This is a genomic window from Mycobacterium sp. IDUB_36 (genome assembly GCF_055419225.1).
Genome location: NZ_JBVAXH010000001.1, coordinates 163469 through 183255, shown reverse-complemented (window position 1 = coordinate 183255; position 19787 = coordinate 163469). Strand labels below are relative to the sequence as shown.

The following is a 19787-nucleotide window of genomic DNA, read 5'->3' as shown; positions in this document are numbered from 1 at the left end:
GTGCTCACTCCCCTCCAGCCGACGCCGCGACGGTGTGGGAGGCGGCCAGCTGGTCGGCCAGGTACTGCGACAGCGCCCGCACCGTGCTGTGGTCGATGATGTTCTGGGCGCTGATGCGAATGCCCGTCTCGGTCTCGACCCGGGTGCGCAATTCGAGTGTCCCGAGGGAGTCCAGCCCGTACTCGGACAGTGGACGGTCCGGGTCGACGGTGCGCCGCAACAGCAGGCCGATCTGTTCGGACAGCAGCTTGCGTAGCCGGCCGGGCCACTCGTCGACCGGCAGCTCGTTCAGTTCGGCCCGCAATCTGCTCGAGCCCTTGGCGCCCTGGCCCGCGGATTTGAACATCTCGGCGAACTTGCTGCGTTGCGCGAAGGTGGTCAGCCACGGGGTGCCGACCAAGGGTGCGTATCCGGCGTAGGCGCGATCGTGACGCAGCATCGACTCGAAGGCGAAGGCGCCTTCGTCGGGGGCGATGGCCGTATCGGTGTCCTCGGCGAGTGCGGTGGCTCGACCGACCTGGCCCCAGGCGCCCCACGCGATCGAGGTGGCCGGCAGACCCTGGGACTTGCGCCAGTGGGTGAAGGCATCCAGCCAGCTGTTGGCCGCGGCGTACGCGCCCTGGCCGGGCGAGCCGATCAGTGACGCCGCCGAGGAGAACGAGCAGAACCAGTCCAGCGGCCCGTCGGCAGTGGCCTCGTGTAAGTTCCACGCGCCGTAAACCTTTGGCTTCCAGTCACGATCGAGAAGTCCGTCGGTGATGTTGACCAGGGTGGCATCCTCGACCACTGCGGCGGCGTGCAGCACGCCCCGCAACGGCAGACCCGTGATCGTCGCCGCCGCGACCAACCGGTCGGCGGTGGCGCGCTCGGCGATGTCACCGCACTCGACGACGATGTCGGCGCCGGTCGACCGGATCATGTCGATGGTCGACAGCACCTCGTCGTTCGGTGCCGACCGTGAGCTCAGGACGATGCGCCCGCAGCCGGCGGCCGCCAGCTTCTCGGCGAGGAACAAGCCGAGGCCGCCCAACCCGCCGGTGATGATGTACGAACCGTCGGGCCGGAACACCGGCACCAGGCCCGGCGGTACGGCCACCCGCGTCGGCTCGGTGCGTGGCACGTCGAGGACCAGCTTGCCGGTGTGCTCGGCCGCACTCATCGCCCGAATGGCGGTGGCCGCGTCCGACAGTGGGTAATGCGTGCTCTCCGGCATCGGTAGGACGCCATCGGCGGTCAGCCGGTAGACGGTGTCGAGCAGGTCGTGGAACCGTTCGGGGTGGCTGTGCGACATCAGGCCCAGATCGACACCGTGGAAGGCGAGGTTTCGGCGGAACGGGAACAGTCCCAGCCGCGAGTCACCGTAGATGTCGCGCTTACCGATCTCGATGAATCGTCCTCCGAGAGCGAGTAATTCGATGCCGGCCCGTTGCGCGGCACCGGTGACCGAGTTGAGCACGATGTCGACGCCGTAGCCACCGGTGTCGGAGCGGATCTGCTCGGCGAAATCGATGCTGCGCGAGTCGTAGACATGCTCGATTCCCCAGTCCCGCAGCAACTGTCGACGTTGCTCGCTGCCGGCGGTGGCGAAGATCTCGGCTCCGGCGGCGCGGGCGATGGCGATCGCCGCCTGCCCTACACCACCGGTCGCCGAATGAATCAGCACCTTGTCGCGGGGGCCGATGCGGGCCAGATCCTGCAGCCCGTACCAGGCCGTGGCGTGTGCCGTTGTCACCGCGGCCGCCTGATGTTCGGTCAGACCCGCGGGCAACGTGGCGGCGAGATCGGCATCGCAGGTGACAAACGTGCCCCAGCAACCATTGGGGGAGATTCCGCCGACGCGGTCGCCCACCCGGTGGGTAGTCACGTCGCTACCGACCGCGCTGACCACGCCCGCGAAGTCGGTACCCAGCTGGGGGAGCCGTCCCTCGAACGACGGGTAGCGGCCGAAAGTGACCAGAACATCGGCGAAGTTGATGCTGGAAGCGGTGACCGCGACTTCGATCTCGCCGGGGCCCGGTGGAACCCGGTCGAAGGCGGTGAGCTCGATCGTCTGCAGATCGCCCGGCGTGCGGATCTGCAACCGCAAGCCGTCCTGCCGGGGGTCGGCCACCGCGGTGAACCGCTCCTCGGCTTTGAGCGGGCCGGGGAACAATCGGGCCGTGTACCACTCGCCGTCGCGCCAGGCGGTTTCGTCCTCGTCGGAACCACTGAGCAACTGACGTGCCAGCTGCTCGTGATCGGTCCGCTCGTCCAGGTCGATCTGGGTCACCCGCAGGTCGGGGTACTCGTTACCGACCGAGCGCAACAGGCCGCGGAGTCCCGCCTGGTCCAGGTTGGCCCGGTCGCCGGGGACCACTGTCTGGGCTTTGCTGGTGACGACGAACAAACGCGTTGGCTCGCTGCCACTTTCGGGCAGTTCCCGAATGATGCGGACGAGATGCTGGACGTAATCGCCGCCTCGATGCGCGCATTCCTCATCCGGGCTTCCGTTCTTCGGTCCGGTGAGGACGACCATTCCGTCGAAACGGCCGGCGCGAAGCTGCTCGGTGAGTTCGCGTGCGGTCGACGCATGGTCGGCGTCGTGCGGCCAGCTCACCGTGGTGCTTTGCGCATGGCCAACTTTCAGCGCATCGGTCAGGGCGTTGGCCACCACGTCAGCGCCCGAGGAGGTGCTGACCAGCAGCCAGTTTCCGGCCTCCGTATCGGCCGGTTCCGGGAGTTCGCGCTGCTGCCATTCGACGGTCAGGAGTCGCTCGTTGAGCAGTCGCTGCTGATTGGCGCTTTCGGAGGTGCCGCTGCCGATCTGCAACCCGTCCACGGTCAGCACCACGGCGCCGTGCTCGTCCAGCAGTTCGATGTCGGCTTCGACCCACGTCGGATCCGCCCGGACGATCCGCGAATGCGCGTAACGGATTTCGTGGGCCGGTCCGTAAGTCCGCAGGCGACGGACTCCCAGCGGCAGCATCAGCCCACCGATGCCCGCCGACTGGATGGCGGGATGGGCGGCGACCGACTGGAAGCACGCGTCCAGCAGTGCCGGGTGTACGTGATAGCTGGTCTGCTGCGACCGGATCGACGGTGGCAAGCCGACTTCGGCAAGCACGGTGTCCACCGAGCCCTCGGCGATCAACACGGCGTTGAGGCCGTGGAAGGCCGGGCCGTATTGCAGACCTCGTTTGTCGAAGCCCTGCCGCAGTTCCTCGCCCTCGACCCGGCGGGGATGCTGGGCGCGCAGCTCCTCGATGTCGTAGGCGGTGGGCTGGTCCTCGTCGGCTCCCGCCTGCAATACCGCGCTGGCCCGCCGCGCGCGTTCGCCCTCCTGCTCGGCCTCGACCGCGAATGTGACGACGCCGGGCGACTCGACCGTGGCAGCGGCCCCGACCGGTGTCGTGTCGTCGAGCAGCAGCATCTGCTCGAATCGGACGTCGCGGACCTCGGCCGCTTCGCCGAGAACTGTGCGGGCCGCGGCCAGCGCCATCTCGAGATAGGCGGCGCCCGGCAGGATGGCGATGTCGTGGATCTTGTGGTCGCCGATCCAGGGCAGGGCGTTGAGGCCGATTTCGGCTTCCCAGGCGTGGCGCTCCGGCTCCTCGAGCAATCGCACGTGCGATCCCAGTAGCGGATGCACCGCAACGGAATTGGCGCCCCGGGACCGAAGGTCTGTGTTGTCCAGTTGGTAGATGAACTGCCGGTGTGTCCACGACGGCAGAGGTGCATCGATCAGCTGTCCGCTCGGGTAGATCACCGAGAAGTCCACGGCCGCGCCGGCGCTGTGCAGATCGCCCACCAAGGTGCGCAACCCGTGCGGCAATGCCTGCTCGCGCCGCATGCCTGCCAGCGCCCCCACGCGCATGTCGAGGCTGTCAGCGGTCTGATCGACGGCATGGGTCAGCAGCGGGTGCGGTGCCAACTCGGCGAACACCCGGAACCCGTCCTCCAGCGCCGCCTGCACCGCCGAGGCGAAACGGACGGTGTAGCGCAGATTTTCGACCCAATAGTCGGCGTCGCACTCCGGAACATCACGCGGATCGAAGTGAGTGGCCGAGTAGTAAGGGATCTCGGGCTCGCGCGGTTGCACATCTGCCAGCACCGCGGCGAGCTCGTCGAGAATCGGCTCGACCTGGGGGGAGTGGGACGCCACGTCGACGGCGACCTCGCGCGCCATGATCTCGCGCTGCTCCCAGGCCGCCACCAATTCCCGGACCGACTCGGTCGCCCCGCCGATCACCGTCGACTTGGGCGAGGCCACCACCGCGACCACCACGTCCTTGATACCGCGGGCCATCAATTCGGAGAGAACCTGTTGCGCAGGCAGTTCCACCGACGCCATGGCGCCCGCACCGGACACCCGCAGCATCAGCTTCGACCGCCGGCAGATGACGCGCACGCCGTCTTCCAACGAGAGTGCGCCCGCCACGACGGCGGCCGCCGCTTCTCCCATCGAATGCCCGATGACCGCGCCCGGGCGGACCCCGTGCGACTGCAGGGTGGCGGCCAGCGCCACCTGCATGGTGAAGATGGTCGGCTGCACCCGGTCGATGCCGGTGACCGTTTCCGCGGCAGAGATCGCCTCGGTCACCGAAAACCCTGATTCCGCGGCGATCAGCGGCTCGGCTCGAGCGACCGTCGCGGCGAACACCGGTTCCTTGACCAACAATTCAGCGCCCATGGCCGCCCACTGCGACCCTTGCCCGGAGAACAGCCAGACCGGTCCCAAGTCGTCGCGACCGACAGCCGGCTCATACGGAATCTCACCGGCGGCAATCTCGCGCAACGCCGCGGTCAACTCCGGCAGGCTGCCGGCCGTCACCGACGTCCGCACCGTCCGGTGCGCGCGCCGGCGTGCCAGCGTGTAACCCAGATCGTGGCCGGTGAACTCGTCGAGGTGACCGTCGACCCAGTCGGCCAACCGCACGGCCGTCTGGCGCAGCGCATCGGCCGAGGTGGAAGAGAGCGGGAACAGCTGCGGCCCCTGAGGGTCCGCCGCCTCGCCATCGGCCGAGACGATCCCGGGCGCCTGCTCGAGCACGGCATGCACATTGGTTCCGGAGAAGCCGTACGACGACACCGATGCTCGGCGTGGGTGAGCACCGTTGGTCGGCCAGTCGGTAATGGCCTGCGGCACGAAGAGTTTGGTCTTGATCTCCGCGAGAGCATCGGGCAGCCGTTCGAAGTGCAGATTCTGGGGGACCACACCGTGCTGCAGCGCCAAGATCGCTTTCATCAAGCCCAGCGGCCCCGAAGCCGACTGTGCGTGCCCGAAGTTGGTCTTGACCGAAGCCAGTGCCGTAGGCCCGGTGATGCCGTAAACGCTTGCCAGACTCTCGTATTCGATCGGGTCGCCGACCGGCGTCCCCGGCCCGTGCGCCTCGACCATGCCGACGGTGGCGGCCTCGACACCCGCCGCCGACAGCGCCGATCGGTACACCGCGCTCTGCGCCTTGGCCGACGGCACCGAGATGTTGACCGTGTGGCCATCCTGATTTGCCGCGGTACCGCGGAGCACCGCCAGGACGCGGTCGCCGTCCGCCACGGCGTCCGACAACCGCTTGAGCAGCAACACCACGCTGCCCTCGGACACCGCGAATCCGTCCGCCGCCGCGTCGAACGCGTGGCAACGGCCGGTCGGAGACAGCATCCCCTCGGCGGACCCGGCGGCGAACTTGCGTGGTTCCAAGCTCACCGAGGCGCCGCCGGCCAACGCGAGATTGCTCTCGCCGCTGTGCAAGCTCTGGCAGGCCAGGTGGACGGCCAACAAGCCTGACGAGCAGGCGGTGTCCACCGTGACCGCGGGACCGTGGACTCCCAATGCATAGGAGATGCGGCCCGAACCCAGACTGAAGTTCGTCCCGGAAAAGCCGTAGGGCCCCTCCAGCGCAGCCGCGTCGGCAGCGAGGTACGAGTAGTCGGAGTGGGTCAACCCGACAAAGACACCGGTCAGGGTGCCGGTGATCTGTTCGGGTGTCAGGCCCGCGTGCTCCATTGCCTCCCAGGCTGTTTCCAGTAGAACGCGATGCTGGGGGTCACTGGCCAGGGCCTCCCGGTCACCGATGCCGAAGAACTCGGCGTCGAAACCCGTCGGGTCGTCGAGAAACGCGGCCCACTTGGAGATCGAGCGACCGGGGACTCCGGGTTCGGGGTCGTAGTACTGGTCCATGTCCCAGCGATCTGCGGGTACTTCCTTGACCAGGTCGTCGCCGCGTAGCAACGCAGCCCACAGCTGCTCGGGAGACTCGATACCGCCCGGAAGCCGGCATGCCATGCCGATCACCGCAACCGGAGTTACGGGATTTTGGCCCTTGCTTGGCGAAGAACCGTTGCTCGGCGAAGAATTAGTCGAATCCAAGTACGCCGACGGCGTGTGATTCGTTTCGGAAGTATGCAATTCGTCCTCTTTCTATACGCAAAGCACAACGCGACTAAGCGAGTTACTGCCCGAGTTGAAAAGCGCTACTCGATCGCAGAAATCTACACCCCAACGCGCCAACACGCGATCGGAATATTGGCAACTGAAGTTGTCATGACGCTGCCTATTGCGAGCGAAACCTGCGCGAAATGATTGTCGGTCGAACGGCGGACAATCGGTGAATACGCAGTCATTTTCCCCCCTTTTCGAGGCAGGGCGATACGCCACCGAGGTATGCCGTCGGTGTGCTGCCCGGCCCCGGGTGCTGCAGGGCTCAAGATCGGCCTGGAGTCTGTCAGTTTGCCTACGACGCGGCTTTCTTGCACGTCAAGAAGCTTTCTGAGGTACAGACGCTATTCGACACCCATCTAGTGCTGGAGTCCGTGAGGCGAATCGTTACCTTATCGTGATGAACTCCGCGGGTGCCGTCAACTGGAACGACGGTTGTTTAACGACGTTTTAACCGATTCTCAGGAGTGCTTCAGCAGCCGGCCGCGTTCACGCTCATTTCCGCGCCGTGCTGAGTTTTAATCGTTGCTTTTTCGGGCCCGCTGTTGTAGGCGCATCCGCCTGAGCCATCCGAGCCTGGTCAATATTCTGACTGACAAGTCAGTCAGTTAATTTCTTCGACCCACGATTGACATATCAATCAGTTTTAAGGAGCGTTATATTGACACTCGAATCAGTAATTCGTAGCGTCGGCACGATGCAAACAAAGGTGGACGAAATGCTCGGCGACAAGCTCCTGTACCGCGCCCTCGGCCCCTGCCGCACCCCCCGGTCTGTCAGCCGGGCCGCGGATGTCTGCCCACCGCCGGCGATCTATTCGCCCGACTGCCGGGCGGGTCGGGTGTGCGCTCAGCCGGCGACCACCGACAACACCCCTGTCGCGTTCGTCGCGCGCGCCGCGCGTCTGGACCAGGCGGACGTCCGATGACCGAGGACGCGAGGACGCGCAAGCGCCGTGCAATCAGTAAGGAAGACAAGTCGAGGCGGCGTGCGGAGATCATGGCTGCGGCCAAAAAAGTCTTCGCCCGCAATGGTTTTCACGCGACAACGATCTCTCACATCGCCAAAGAGGCCGATATGGCCTACGGGTCGGTCTACTGGTACTTCGACTCCAAGGACGAACTGTTCCATGCGCTGATGGCCGCGGAGGGCGAGGCATTGCGTGCCCATATCGCCGCAGCGATTGCCGCAGCGAGCGCGCGTCCGGACCGGGATTGGGAGCCACTTCGCATCACCGTGCATGCGGTTTTGGAGTTCTTCGAGGCCGACAAGGCCGTCACCAAGCTCCTGTTGCGCGACGCGTACGCCTTAGGTGATCAGTTCGAAAAGCACCTCGGCAGCATCTACGAGCGCTTCATCGATGACATCGAGAAGCACATGATCGTCGCCCAGGAGCTCGGAACCGTGATCAGCGCGCCGCCACGGATGCTCGCTTTCAGTCTGGCCGCGCTGATCGGCCAGCTTGCCCATCGCCGCCTGACCACCGACGACGGGGTCAGTGCCGCCGACGTCGCCGACATCGTCGTCTCCTTCGCCCTCAACGGATTGCGGCCCAGGGAGGGCTGAGCCGCGACCGTCACCCGGTCACGAACGCATCACGGCAGGTCAGCGGGATCGGCGTGGCGAATTGACCCGAGCCGGATGTTGGGGCATCATCGATCGGGTAAGCACCTCGTTAGGTGAGGCGTCTACACGGATACAGGCCACTGACCCCGAACGTCGAGAGACGCCCAGGGTCAGGACAGCTCCTCCCGGGTTAAGGGTTGAGCCCAAGTGGCTTCCGGGATTTCCTGGATACGCCGTGTAGTGCCGAAACTCTGACGAGTGGGGTGCGGGCTACCCGGTCATGATCGGGATCTGTATTCCTGCTTGCGCCTGAATTGTGCGACGTTCGCACGCACTGCGACGCGAGGAGGTGAGGGACACGTGAGTTCCAGTTCTAGTCCGAGTCGATATCCGGACGTCTCGTCCCGAACCGGCCTGCGGCGCGCTGCATTCAGCTGAGCCATCTCCGCTCATCTCGCACCCCGCCTCATCGCACGAGCGGTCGCTGCGCAAACCTGCCTCGACGCCGCTTCGGACGGACACCGAATCCCGTTGTGCCCGTTTGACTCTTGCTTAGGAGGCGATCATGACCGCTGTACTGTACGACGAAGTAGTGACGGCGACGTCCGCGCCCCAGCTCCGGTTGGTGGCCGACCCCATGCCGTTGCCGAAGAGCGCCAAGCGGCCGGGCCCCGCGAGTGGGGATCCACTGATCGAGGGTGCTGCGCGTCTGCTCTGTGTTCCGCTGCGTCAGCTCTACGCTGCCCTGTGGCGCGCGGGGGTCATCGAAGTCGGCGCCTGAACGGTTCGCAAGCTCCCGGTAGCCGAACTGCTGCAACAGCTTTCGGCGCCGGGAGTTTTTGCGTCACTGCTGGGCTGCGACGAGGGCCGACAGCCCGTCCCGGTAGGCGCCGAGACCGTGTCGCCACGCGATCGACAGCGGCGGCCCACCACTGTCGACCGAGATCTGCGACCCCACATGCGCGTATGCCCCCGGCGGCAGGTAGGGAACGATGTCGAGAAAATTCACCACCCGGTAGCAGCTCTCGATGACCGCGTTGAAGCTCGCCGCGAAATCGGCTGACCCGGTCTTAGGACCGGCGAAGGTAATCAGCCGAGGCTCAATGGTGTTGGGCGGCATGGCATCAGCGATGTCGGGCGCCGCCAGCACGGCGAGGGCTGCGCCGAGGCTGTGGCCGGTGATCAGGATCTGATCGCATCCGGCTGTCGCGGCCGCCAGGTCCGCGGCGATGCCGGCCCGGACGAGCTCGTAGACGTCCTGGAAGCCGGTGTGCACCAGGCCGAATCCGCTGATCGGGCGGTAGTCCTGGCGAAAAGCATTGATATCGGCGACCCACCCGGCGAGGTCGGCGGTGCCGCGAAACGACAGAAACGCGGTGCGGCTGGACTGATTTCGCCCCATCAGACCAAGAATGTTGGAGTCTCTGGTCATTGCCGCCACCGCGGGATGCGGATACGTCAGCGCGGTGAGCATCACGGCATCGGCCTGGATTAGACCGGTCTGGCTGTAGCCGGCCGGCAGGTCGACAGGAGTTCCGTCCATCACGGCGTACGCGGCCTGCGTCAGTGGCAGCGCCACGTCACGGGCGAAAACAGGATCGAACGCCACCGCCGCAGTCTAGCGGCCGGACCCTGTCTTGAGGATGGTTGAGCCAGATGTAAGCTACCGTGCAGAATCGACGACCCGCGAACCCTGCTGCAGCAGAGTCGAACTCAGGAGATTTCGGATCAGTGGCCGAATTGCATGCGCTCGACCGCGCGCTCGAGCTCGACGAGGTGAGCGCCGACGTCGTGCGGGGCAGGACGCGGCCGGAGTGGGCGAATATGGTGGGGCCGTTCGGTGGCGTCACCGCCGCGGTGTTGCTGCGGGCCATCGAATCGCATCCCGACCGCCTCGGCGAGCCCGTCGCGCTGACCGTGAATTTCGCCGCACCGATCGCCGACGGGGAGTTCGAGATCTCCCGTCGAGCCGCGCGCACCAATCGCACGAATCAGCACTGGATTCTGGAGCTCAGCCAGAATGGCGTGATCACGACGACGGCGACCGCCATCTTCGGTGTCCGCCGCGACACCTGGTCGGACACCCAAGCCGCGCCGCCGGACGCGCCGCCCCCGGAGCAGATCGAGCGCAGCAGTCGAGAGAACCTGCCGGTCTGGATTGGCATGTACGACATGCGCTTTGCCGAAGGCTCGTTCTCCGGCGGCGCGGTGCGCACCGGCCCGTCGTCGACCAGCACCCTGTGGGTGCGTGACGCCGAACAGCGGCCGATCGACTTTCCCGCGCTCACGGCGTTGTCCGACATCTTCTTTCCGCGGGTGTATCTGCGTCGCGGCGTCATTCCGGCCGGCACCATCTCCATGACCACGTACTTTCACGCCGACAGTCAGCACCTCGACGCGCTCGACGGCGACTACATCTTGGCGACGGCCCGCGCGGACCGCTTCGACCGCGGATTCTTCGACCAGAACGCGCAGTTGTGGAGCCGCGACGGCCAACTGCTGGCCAGCACGTATCAGATCGTCTATTTCAAAGGTTGAGCGCTCGGCGGCAGGGTCGCCACCGCGTGGCCTGCGCCCGGCCGTAGAATCGGTAGCGGCAGTGATCCGGCCATCACCGGGGAGTCTTCGGAAGAACCGCCGGCTTTCACAGGCCCGGCCCAGTAGAACCGAACGGGTAGGCCCGTCACAGCCGAATGACGAGCGGCCACATCGAGGTGTGGCAAGCGGGGTGGTACCGCGGCGCGAGTGCACACAGCACTTCGTCGTCCCCGTGCCTGGCAACGGCACCTGGAGACGACCCGCAGTGACCGACAACTCTTATCCCAAGCCCGCCGGCGGCGCGCCCGACCTGCCGTCGCTGGAACTCGAGGTCCTCGATTACTGGGCGGGCGACGACACCTTCCGGGCCAGCATCGACCGCCGTGCGGACGCTCCCGAATACGTGTTCTACGACGGTCCGCCGTTCGCCAATGGGCTTCCGCACTATGGGCATCTGCTGACCGGTTACGTCAAGGACATCGTCCCGCGCTATCGGACCATGCGCGGCTACAAGGTCGAACGTCGTTTCGGCTGGGACACCCACGGCCTGCCGGCTGAACTCGAGGTCGAGCGGCAGCTCGGTATCACCGACAAGTCGCAGATCGACGCCATGGGAATCGCCGCGTTCAACGACGCCTGTCGCGAATCGGTGTTGCGCTACACCGACGAATGGCGTTCCTATGTCACCCGCCAGGCCCGCTGGGTCGACTTCGACAACGACTACAAGACGCTCGACCTGCCCTACATGGAGTCGGTGATCTGGGCGTTCAAGCAGCTGTGGGACAAGGGACTGGCCTACGAGGGCTATCGAGTGCTGCCGTACTGCTGGCGCGACGAGACGCCGCTGTCCAATCACGAGCTGCGGATGGACGACGACGTCTACCAGCGTCGCCAAGACCCCGCGCTCACAGTGGGATTCGAGGTCACCGAGGGCGATCTGGCCGGCACGCACCTACTCGTCTGGACCACGACGCCGTGGACCCTGCCGTCCAACCAGGCGGTCGCCGTCAACCCCGATGTCACCTACGTACAGGTGCGGGCCGGTGAGCACCGGGTGCTGCTCGCCGAGGCGCGAGTGGCCGCCTACGAACGAGAATTCGGTGCAGAACCCGAGGTCTTGGGCTCCTACCGCGGCAGCGAACTCGTCGGGACCCGTTACCGCCCGCCGTTTCGGTATTTCATGAACTCGCCCAACGCTTTTCAGGTGCTCGACGCCGACTTCGTGACCACCGACGACGGCACCGGGATCGTCCACCTGGCACCGGCTTACGGCGAGGACGACAAGGCGACCGCCGACCGGGTCGGCATCGTGCCGGTGACGCCGGTCGACGCCAAGGGGCGATTCGACGCCTCGGTGCCGGATTACCGCGGACAGCACGTCTTCGACGCCAACCCGAAGATCATCAAGGACCTCAAGAACCGCACCGGCCCGGCTGAAGCCAACGGTGCGGTGTTGATCCGCCAGGAGACCTACGACCACCCCTACCCGCACTGCTGGCGGTGCCGCAATCCGCTGATCTATCGGGCGGTCTCGTCGTGGTTCATCAAAGTCACCGAGTTCCGCGACCGGATGGTCGAGCTCAATCAGGAGATCACCTGGTACCCCGAACACGTCAAGGACGGCCAGTTCGGCAAGTGGCTGCAGGGAGCCCGCGACTGGTCGATCTCGCGAAACCGCTACTGGGGCACCCCGATTCCGGTGTGGGTCTCCGACGATCCGGACCACCCTCGGATCGATGTCTACGGCAGTCTCGACGAACTGGAGCGCGACTTCGGGACTCGGCCGGACAACCTGCACCGGCCCTACATCGACGAGCTGACCCGGCCCAATCCCGACGACCCGTCGGGACGGTCGACCATGCGTCGCATCCCGGATGTATTCGACGTCTGGTTCGACTCGGGCTCCATGCCGTACGCCCAAGTGCACTACCCGTTCGAGAACCGCGACTGGTTCGACACGCATTACCCGGGCGATTTCATCGTCGAGTACATCGGGCAGACCCGCGGCTGGTTCTACACCCTGCACGTGCTGGCCACCGCGTTGTTCGATCGGCCGGCGTTCAAAACGTGTGTGGCGCACGGGATCGTGCTGGGCAGCGACGGTCAGAAGATGAGCAAGTCGCTGCGCAACTATCCCGATGTCAGCGAGGTCTTCGACCGCGACGGCTCCGACGCCATGCGCTGGTTCCTGATGGCTTCGCCGATCCTGCGCGGCGGTAACCTGGTCGTCACCGAACAAGGGATCCGTGACGGGGTGCGCCAGGTCCTGCTGCCGTTCTGGAACGCCTACAGCTTCCTGGCGCTCTACGCGCCGAAAGTCGGTAGCTGGCGGACTGATTCGACGCACGTCCTTGACCGCTACATCCTGGCCAAGCTCGCGGTGTTGCGTGACGATCTGACGGCCTCGCTGGATGGTTGTGACATCTCCGGAGCCTGCGAACAGCTGCGTCAGTTCACCGAAGCGCTGACAAACTGGTATGTGCGGCGGTCGCGTTCGCGGTTCTGGGACGAAGATCCCGACGCCATCGACACCTTGCACACCGTGCTCGAAGTGACCGCACGGGTAGCCGCGCCGCTGCTGCCGATGACGACGGAGATCATCTGGCGCGGTATCACCGGCGAACGCTCGGTCCATCTGACCGACTGGCCGGAGGCTGCCGTCCTGCCGGGCGACGCCACGCTGGTCGATGCCATGGATCGGGTGCGTGACGTCTGCTCCGTGGCGTCGTCACTGCGCAAGGCCAAGAAGCTGCGGGTGCGGTTGCCGCTTCCGAAACTGACTGTGGCGGTGGAAAATCCGGATCTGCTTGCGCCGTTCACCGATCTGATCGCCGACGAATTGAACGTCAAGAGCGTCGAGCTCACCGACGACATAGCCGGCTACGGCCGCTTCGAACTCACCGTCAACGCGAAGGTCGCCGGCCCGCGATTGGGTAAGGACGTCCAAGCCGCCATCAAGGCGGTCAAGGCCGGCCAGAGCGTCGCCAACGCCGACGGCACGCTGACCGCGGGCCCGGCGGTGCTGCGCCCCGAGGAATACAGCTCACGACTGGTCGCGGCCGACCCTGAATACACCGCGCCGCTGCCCGGCGGCGCCGGGCTGGTGGTGTTGGACGCCACGCTGACCCCAGAGCTCGAGGCCGAGGGATGGGCCAAGGACCGCATCCGCGAATTGCAGGAGCTGCGTAAATCCGCCGGTCTCGACGTCTCAGACCGGATCCGCGTGGTGGTGTCGGTACCGGCGCAGCGGGCCGAGTGGGCGTCCGCGCATCGGGACCTGATCGCCGGGGAGATCCTGGCCACCAGCTTCGAGTTCGGCGAGCCGGGTGCCGATTCGACCGAGATCGGCGACGGTGTCCGGGTGGCTATCGCCAAGAGCTGAGGCCTGCTGCGGTGGCGAGGGTGACGTACGGGCTGTGGACACCGGTAGGAGCGTCCGGGCGATGCGTCTTAGTCTCTGATCGCGAAAGTGCAACTGCCGAGGCATTACTCGAGTGGACGTCTCGGTGGCTGCACTCTCGACGAAGAGGACAGGGCTTGGAATCACCGTTCGTCGGAACCGAGGCGCTACGCGTAGGGGCGCTGACCGATCGCGACCTGCGGCGGTCGTGCCGGCGCGTCTACCGCAATGTCTACCTGCGACGCGGCGTCGAGCTCAGCGCGGAGAGTAGGGCCGTCGCCGCGTGGCTCTGGTCGGGAAAGGAAGCCGTCGTCGCCGGTAATTCAGCGGCGGCGCTGCTCGGTGCGAAGCTGGTCGACGCGCGGGCACCCGCCGAACTCGTCTCCGACCGAAAACGTCCGCCGCCGTTGATCATCACGCGCAATGAGACGCTGCTGCCCGGTGAGGTCGTGACGGTCAACGCGATTCCGGTGACGTCGCCCCCGCGCACCGCTTTCGACCTGGGTAGGCGACCCGGGCTGCAGGCCGCGGTCATCCGGATGGACGCTCTGGTACGAGCTACTCGTGTGACGGCCGCCGAGGTGGAAGCTCTGATCGACGCACATCGCGGCGCTCGCGGCCTACGGCAACTGCGACAGGTCCTGCCACTCGTCGACGCCGGCGCCGAGTCGCCGCAGGAGACGCGGACCAGGTTGCTGGTGATCGCCGCCGGCCTACCTCGGCCGGTCACCCAGATCGAGGTGTTCTCCGACTGGGGCAGGGTGCTGGCTCGCATCGACATGGGCTGGCCCGAGCAGAAAGTCGGCATCGAATACGACGGCTCGCAGCACTGGACCGACTCCTGGGTCCGCGCGAACGATATCGACCGCACCGCTGAGCTGCAGCAGCGAGGGTGGATCCTGATCCGGGTGAGCGCTGACCTGCTGCGCTACCGCCCCAATGTCGTCATATCCCGGGTGCGGGAGGCGCTACGGTCACGCGGCTTGGCAGTGTGACGCCGCGAAAGTGCAACTGCCGAGGCGTTACTCGAGTGGACGCCGCGGTGGTTGCACTCTCGGCATAGTTGGTCGGCGCAATAGCATCGGTGACTGTGGATTCCCGCTGGGTGCTGCACCTCGACATGGATGCGTTCTTCGCGTCCGTCGAGCAGCTCACCCGGCCTACGCTGCGGGGTCGTCCGGTGCTGGTCGGCGGACTGGGCGGTCGGGGTGTGGTGGCCGGCGCGAGTTACGAATCGCGGATCTTCGGGGCGCGGTCGGCGATGCCGATGCACCAGGCGCGCCGATTGATCGGGGTGACCGCGGTGGTGCTGCCGCCGCGCGGCGCGGTGTACGGCGTTGCCAGCCGTCGGGTGTTTCATACCGTGCGGGAGATGATGCCCGTCGTCGAACAGCTCTCGTTCGACGAAGCCTTCGGCGAACCCGTCGAGTTGGCCGGTGCCTCCGAGGCCGAGGTCGAGACATTCTGCGCGCGGCTGCGGCAGCGGGTGCGCGAGGAGACCGGGCTGATCGCCTCGGTCGGCGCCGGGTCCGGCAAGCAGGTCGCCAAAATCGCCTCCGGCCTGGCGAAACCCGACGGTATCGCGGTGGTCCGGCGCGCCGACGAGACGCGGCTACTGGACGGGCTGTCGGTGCGCAAGCTCTGGGGGATCGGACCGGTGGCCGAAGATAAGCTGCACCGGCTGGGCATCGAGACGATCGGTCAGTTGGCGGCCTTGAGCGGAGCCGAGGTGGCCAACATCCTCGGCGCGACGATCGGGCCGGCGCTGCACCGGTTGGCCCGCGGGGTCGACGACCGTCCGGTGGCCGAACGCGCGGTCGCCAAGCAGATCAGCGCCGAGTCCACCTTCGCCGTAGACCTGACCACCCTCGACGATCTGCGGGAGGCGATCGCGCCGATTGCCGAGCACGCCCACCAGCGGCTGTGCCGCGACGGCCGCGGCGCCCGGACCGTCACGGTCAAGCTGAAGAAGTCGGACATGAGCACGTTGACCCGGTCGGCGACCCTGCCCTACGCGACCACCGATGCCGCCGCATTGACCGCGCTGGCCCGTCGGCTCTTGCTGGACCCGCGCGACATCGGCCCGATTCGCCTACTCGGAGTTGGTTTTTCAGGCCTGACCAGTGTGCGGCAGGACTCGCTGTTCCCTGATCTGGAGCTGCCGGTGCCCGACACCGAGCAGACCGACGACAGTGATCAGGGCGAGCGCTACCCTGCTGTGCCGTCGACGCCGGAGGTGTCGGGTTGGCGGATCGGGGACGACGTCACGCACCGCGAATGGGGTCACGGCTGGGTGCAGGGCGCCGGCCATGGCGTGGTCACGGTGCGCTTCGAAACCCGCGGCACCGGGCCCGGCCCCGCACGCACCTTCCCCTCCGACAGCGACGACATCGCCCGGGCGAATCCGATCGACAGCCTGGACTGGCCGGACTATCTCGTGACCATCGCCGAGGCAGCGTCAGAGCAGCCGGTCGACGACGTCGCTCAGGGGTAGCCCGGCCGCCAGCGCGGCGATCGTCAACACGCGGGTCTGGCTGGCCGGCAACTGCGGCACCATCACCGCGCCCGCGTCGACCAGGTCTCGCCCGGGGCCGTAACCGGGGCTGACCCGCCCGCCGACGACTCGGGTGGACACGGCCACGGTGATCCCGTCACGGCAATGCCGTCGCACCGCTTCGATCACCGCGTCGGCGGCATTGCCGGAACCCAGCGCCTCCAAGACGATGCCCCGGGCGCCCGCCGCCACGAAGGCGTCCAGGGCCACCGCGTCGCTGCCGGCATAGGTCGTGACGATGTCGACCCGCGGTGCGTCCGCGGCGGTCAACTCGCCGACGAAGGGACGAATCTTGTTCTGCGTCAACGTCAATCCGGCATCGACATTGCCGAGTAGCTGGCCGGCGAACCCGAAAGCGGATGCCACCTTGTACAGACCGGCCGGACGCAGAACCCGGCCCGCGAACGACACCAGAACACCGATCTCGCCCGCGGCGGCAGCGCCGGCCACCGTGACCGCGTCGCGCAGATTCGCCGGACCGTCGGCGTCAGGAGCGTCGGCGCTGCGCATGGCGCCGGTGATTACCAGCGGCGCGGCGCCGCCGTAGGTGAGGTCGAGCCACAACGCCGTCTCCTCCAGGGTGTCGGTGCCGTGCGTCACGACAACACCGGGCGCCCCGCGGTCGACGGCGGACCGGGCCGCTGACCCGATCACGTCCCAGTCGGCCGGCGTCAGACGCGAGCTGTCCTTGGCCATCACATCGATGACGTCGACGTCGAGGCCGGCCGCGAGATCCGCGCCGCCGCGGGTCGGCCGCTGGACGCCGTCCGGGGCGGCACTGCTGGCGATGGTCCCGCCGGTGGCGATCACAGTCACACGGCTCATGGAGGAAATCATCCCGCACCGCACAACGATCGCGAGCGCAGCGGAGCCCGGCCCAGGTGCTAGTGGATGATGGTGGCGTGACTGACCAACCACCAGGATCGGCGGATCCGGTGACCGGCGCCGACCCGGCCGGCGGAACCGACGCCCGGCCGCGGCGACGCCAGCCGCTCCTGTTGTCGGTCGCCGGCGTTGTGCTTGTGCTGGACATCGTGACGAAAGTGCTGGCAGTCAACCTTTTGACACCCGGCCAGCCGGTGCCGATCATCGGCGACACGGTGACCTGGACGCTGGTCCGCAATTCCGGTGCCGCGTTCTCGATGGCAACCGGCTACACCTGGATGCTGACGCTGATCGCCAGCGGAGTGGTGCTCGGCATCTTCTGGATGGGTCGCCGGCTGGTTTCGACGTGGTGGGCGATCGGCCTCGGGATGATCCTGGGCGGCGCGATGGGCAACCTGGTCGACCGGTTCTTCCGTTCGCCGGGGCCGCTGCGCGGGCACGTCGTCGACTTCCTGTCGATCGGCTGGTGGCCGGTGTTCAACGTGGCCGACCCGTCGGTGGTCGGCGGGGCCATTCTGCTGGTCACGCTGTCGGCGCTCGGGTTCGATTTCGACACGATCGGCCGGCGGCCCCCCGCCGACGACGATGCAGAGCGCAGCGATGCGGAGCAGCGCGACGACGAGCCCGGCGATGGGGCTGACCAGCCCGCCGAAGGCGCCGAAGAGCCTCGATGACCGAACGGTCGATGCCGGTGCCGGAAGGCCTCGCGGGCATGCGTGTCGACGCCGGAGTGTCGCGGTTGCTCGGGGTGTCGCGCACGGCTGCCGCCGCGATGGCCGAAGACGGTGGCGTCGAACTGGACGGGGCACCGGCCGGTAAGTCCGATCGCCTGACCGCCGGCGCCTGGCTACAGGTGCGACTGCCCGAGCCCCCGGCGCCGATCGAGAACGCGGCCGTCGACATCGAGGGCATGGACATCTTGTACTCCGATGACGACATCGTCGTCGTCGACAAGCCGGCCGGGGTGGCTGCGCACGCCTCGGTGGGTTGGACCGGGCCGACGGTGCTCGGCGGCCTGGCCGCGGCCGGCTATCGCATCACCACCTCCGGGGTGCACGAGCGCCAAGGCATCGTGCACCGGCTCGACGTCGGCACATCCGGGGTGATGGTGGTCGCGATCTCGGAGCGCGCCTACACCCTGCTCAAGCGGGCGTTCAAACAGCGCACGGTCGACAAGCGTTACCACGCACTCGTCCAAGGACATCCGGATCCGTCGAGCGGCACCATCGACGCGCCGATCGGCCGGCACCGGGGCCCCGAGTGGAAGTTCGCGGTCACCTCCGACGGCCGCCACAGCGTCACCCACTACGACACCGTCGAAGCGTTCGTCGCCGCAAGCCTGCTCGACGTGCATCTGGAAACCGGTCGTACACACCAGATTCGGGTGCACTTCGCCGCAACGCATCACCCGTGCTGTGGCGACCTGACCTACGGCGCGAACCCGAAGCTCGCGCACAAGCTCGGCCTGGAACGCCAATGGCTGCACGCGCGGTCGCTGTCGTTCACCCACCCCGGCGACGGTCGGCAGGTCGAGTTCGTCAGCCCGTACCCGACGGACCTGCAGCACGCGCTGACCGTGTTGCGTGCCGACCACTAGCTACGGTTTGCGCGCCTCGGCCAGGACCCGCGTCGAGTGCGCGACGAACGAGCCGCTGGCCGTGATCTGGTCGTGCATCTCGCCCAACCGTTCGCGGTAGCGCTCGACGCTGAAATCGGGCACCGTCCAGATCACCTTGCGCAGGAAATAAACCACGGCGCCGACGTCGAAGAACTCTGCCCGCATGCGTTCCAGCCGCATCTGCACGACCTCCAGACCGGCGTCCCGTGCCCGAGCGCTCTGGGTATCCGGTTGCAGCTCAACGCCTCTGCCGGGCTGCGGTCCGAGGAAGTACTCGTACAGCTCGGCCATGGTCGCCGGTCCGATCTGCTGGGCGAGATAGCTACCGCCGGGGCGTAGCACCCGGGCGATCTCGGTCCACCGGACGTCGATGGCATGCCGGCTGGTGACCAGATCGAACGCCGAATCGGCGAACGGTAGCTCCGGCTCGTCGCGCGTCGCCACCAGGACGGCACCGCGCGGGTGCAGCAGCGCGGTGGCCAGCGCGGCGTTCGGGGGCCACGACTCGGTGGCGACCATCGTCGGCGGGAAATGTTCGGCTCCGGCGAGAACCTCTCCGCCGCCGGTGTCGATGTCGAGGGCTGCTGACACGGACGCCAGCCGCCGGCTCATCAGCCGCTGGTACCCCCAGGACGGCCGCTCCTCGGTGGCGCGACCGTCGAACCAGGAGAAATCCCAGCCGTCGACCGGTGCCGCCTCGGCCTCGGAAATCAGCTCGTCGAATGTGCGGCCCATGCCTGCATTCTCGCCGATCAGACGGCGCGTCCGGCGAGCAATCGAATAGTGCGCCGATTTGCCAGGCACAATTCGT

The 19787-nt window shown here is 67.0% G+C and carries 13 protein-coding genes and 1 riboswitch; of the genes, 9 read left to right on the top strand and 4 right to left on the bottom strand.

Going from position 1 to position 19787, the window contains the following annotated elements:
• Nucleotides 1-4: 4 nt before the first annotated feature.
• Nucleotides 5-6346 (bottom strand): sulfolipid-1 biosynthesis phthioceranic/hydroxyphthioceranic acid synthase, encoded by a 6342-nt coding sequence (gene pks2, locus ACZYW1_RS00805; protein WP_463787619.1) that lies wholly within the window; start codon nt 6344-6346, stop codon nt 5-7.
• Nucleotides 6347-7112: 766 nt separating this feature from the next.
• On the opposite strand from pks2, the gene ACZYW1_RS00800 reads away from it, so the two are divergent.
• The 3 genes from ACZYW1_RS00800 to ACZYW1_RS00790 all read left to right on the top strand — a co-directional run bounded on the left by ACZYW1_RS00800 (nt 7113) and on the right by ACZYW1_RS00790 (nt 8762).
• Nucleotides 7113-7343: a hypothetical protein gene (locus ACZYW1_RS00800; RefSeq protein ID WP_463782460.1), complete on the top strand. Its 231-nt coding sequence runs from the start codon at nt 7113-7115 to the stop codon at nt 7341-7343.
• Nucleotides 7340-7981 carry a TetR/AcrR family transcriptional regulator gene (locus ACZYW1_RS00795; RefSeq protein ID WP_463782459.1) on the top strand — a complete coding sequence of 214 codons (642 nt, stop codon included), beginning with the start codon at nt 7340-7342 and terminating at the stop codon, nt 7979-7981. The genes ACZYW1_RS00800 and ACZYW1_RS00795 overlap by 4 nt, the downstream gene beginning before the upstream one ends.
• A 98-nt stretch (nt 7982-8079) precedes the next feature.
• Nucleotides 8080-8251, top strand: a riboswitch (M-box (ykoK) riboswitch).
• A gap of 295 nt (nt 8252-8546) precedes the next feature.
• Nucleotides 8547-8762: an Rv1535 family protein gene (locus ACZYW1_RS00790; protein WP_463782457.1), complete on the top strand. Its 216-nt coding sequence runs from the start codon at nt 8547-8549 to the stop codon at nt 8760-8762.
• A gap of 63 nt (nt 8763-8825) precedes the next feature.
• On the opposite strand, the gene ACZYW1_RS00785 is transcribed toward ACZYW1_RS00790, so the two are convergent.
• Nucleotides 8826-9590 (bottom strand): lipase family protein, encoded by a 765-nt coding sequence (locus tag ACZYW1_RS00785; RefSeq protein WP_463782455.1) that lies wholly within the window; start codon nt 9588-9590, stop codon nt 8826-8828.
• Nucleotides 9591-9712: 122 nt separating this feature from the next.
• On the opposite strand from ACZYW1_RS00785, the gene ACZYW1_RS00780 reads away from it, so the two are divergent.
• The 4 genes from ACZYW1_RS00780 (at nt 9713) to ACZYW1_RS00765 (ending at nt 16413) form a co-directional block, all read left to right on the top strand.
• Complete coding sequence (locus ACZYW1_RS00780) at nt 9713-10519, top strand: acyl-CoA thioesterase (RefSeq protein ID WP_463782454.1); 807 nt, start codon at nt 9713-9715, stop codon at nt 10517-10519.
• A gap of 265 nt (nt 10520-10784) precedes the next feature.
• Nucleotides 10785-13901 (top strand): isoleucine--tRNA ligase, encoded by a 3117-nt coding sequence (gene ileS / locus ACZYW1_RS00775; protein ID WP_463782453.1) that lies wholly within the window; start codon nt 10785-10787, stop codon nt 13899-13901.
• 155 nt (nt 13902-14056) lie between these two features.
• Nucleotides 14057-14914: a DUF559 domain-containing protein gene (locus tag ACZYW1_RS00770; RefSeq protein ID WP_463782452.1), complete on the top strand. Its 858-nt coding sequence runs from the start codon at nt 14057-14059 to the stop codon at nt 14912-14914.
• Nucleotides 14915-15009: 95 nt separating this feature from the next.
• Nucleotides 15010-16413 (top strand): DNA polymerase IV, encoded by a 1404-nt coding sequence (locus tag ACZYW1_RS00765; RefSeq protein ID WP_463782450.1) that lies wholly within the window; start codon nt 15010-15012, stop codon nt 16411-16413.
• On the opposite strand, the gene ACZYW1_RS00760 is transcribed toward ACZYW1_RS00765, so the two are convergent.
• Nucleotides 16378-17298, bottom strand: coding sequence for an asparaginase (locus ACZYW1_RS00760; RefSeq protein WP_463782448.1), 921 nt, complete (start codon nt 17296-17298; stop codon nt 16378-16380). The genes ACZYW1_RS00765 and ACZYW1_RS00760 overlap by 36 nt on opposite strands.
• A gap of 77 nt (nt 17299-17375) precedes the next feature.
• Between ACZYW1_RS00760 and lspA the strand changes: the two genes are divergently transcribed.
• Together lspA and ACZYW1_RS00750 are read left to right on the top strand one after the other, a co-directional pair.
• Nucleotides 17376-18032 carry a signal peptidase II gene (gene lspA / locus ACZYW1_RS00755; RefSeq protein ID WP_463782446.1) on the top strand — a complete coding sequence of 219 codons (657 nt, stop codon included), beginning with the start codon at nt 17376-17378 and terminating at the stop codon, nt 18030-18032.
• Nucleotides 18029-18955: an RluA family pseudouridine synthase gene (locus tag ACZYW1_RS00750; protein WP_463782444.1), complete on the top strand. Its 927-nt coding sequence runs from the start codon at nt 18029-18031 to the stop codon at nt 18953-18955. The genes lspA and ACZYW1_RS00750 overlap by 4 nt, the downstream gene beginning before the upstream one ends.
• On the opposite strand, the gene ACZYW1_RS00745 is transcribed toward ACZYW1_RS00750, so the two are convergent.
• Nucleotides 18956-19711 (bottom strand): class I SAM-dependent methyltransferase, encoded by a 756-nt coding sequence (locus ACZYW1_RS00745; protein ID WP_463782442.1) that lies wholly within the window; start codon nt 19709-19711, stop codon nt 18956-18958.
• Between the last annotated feature and the right edge of the window lie 76 nt (nt 19712-19787).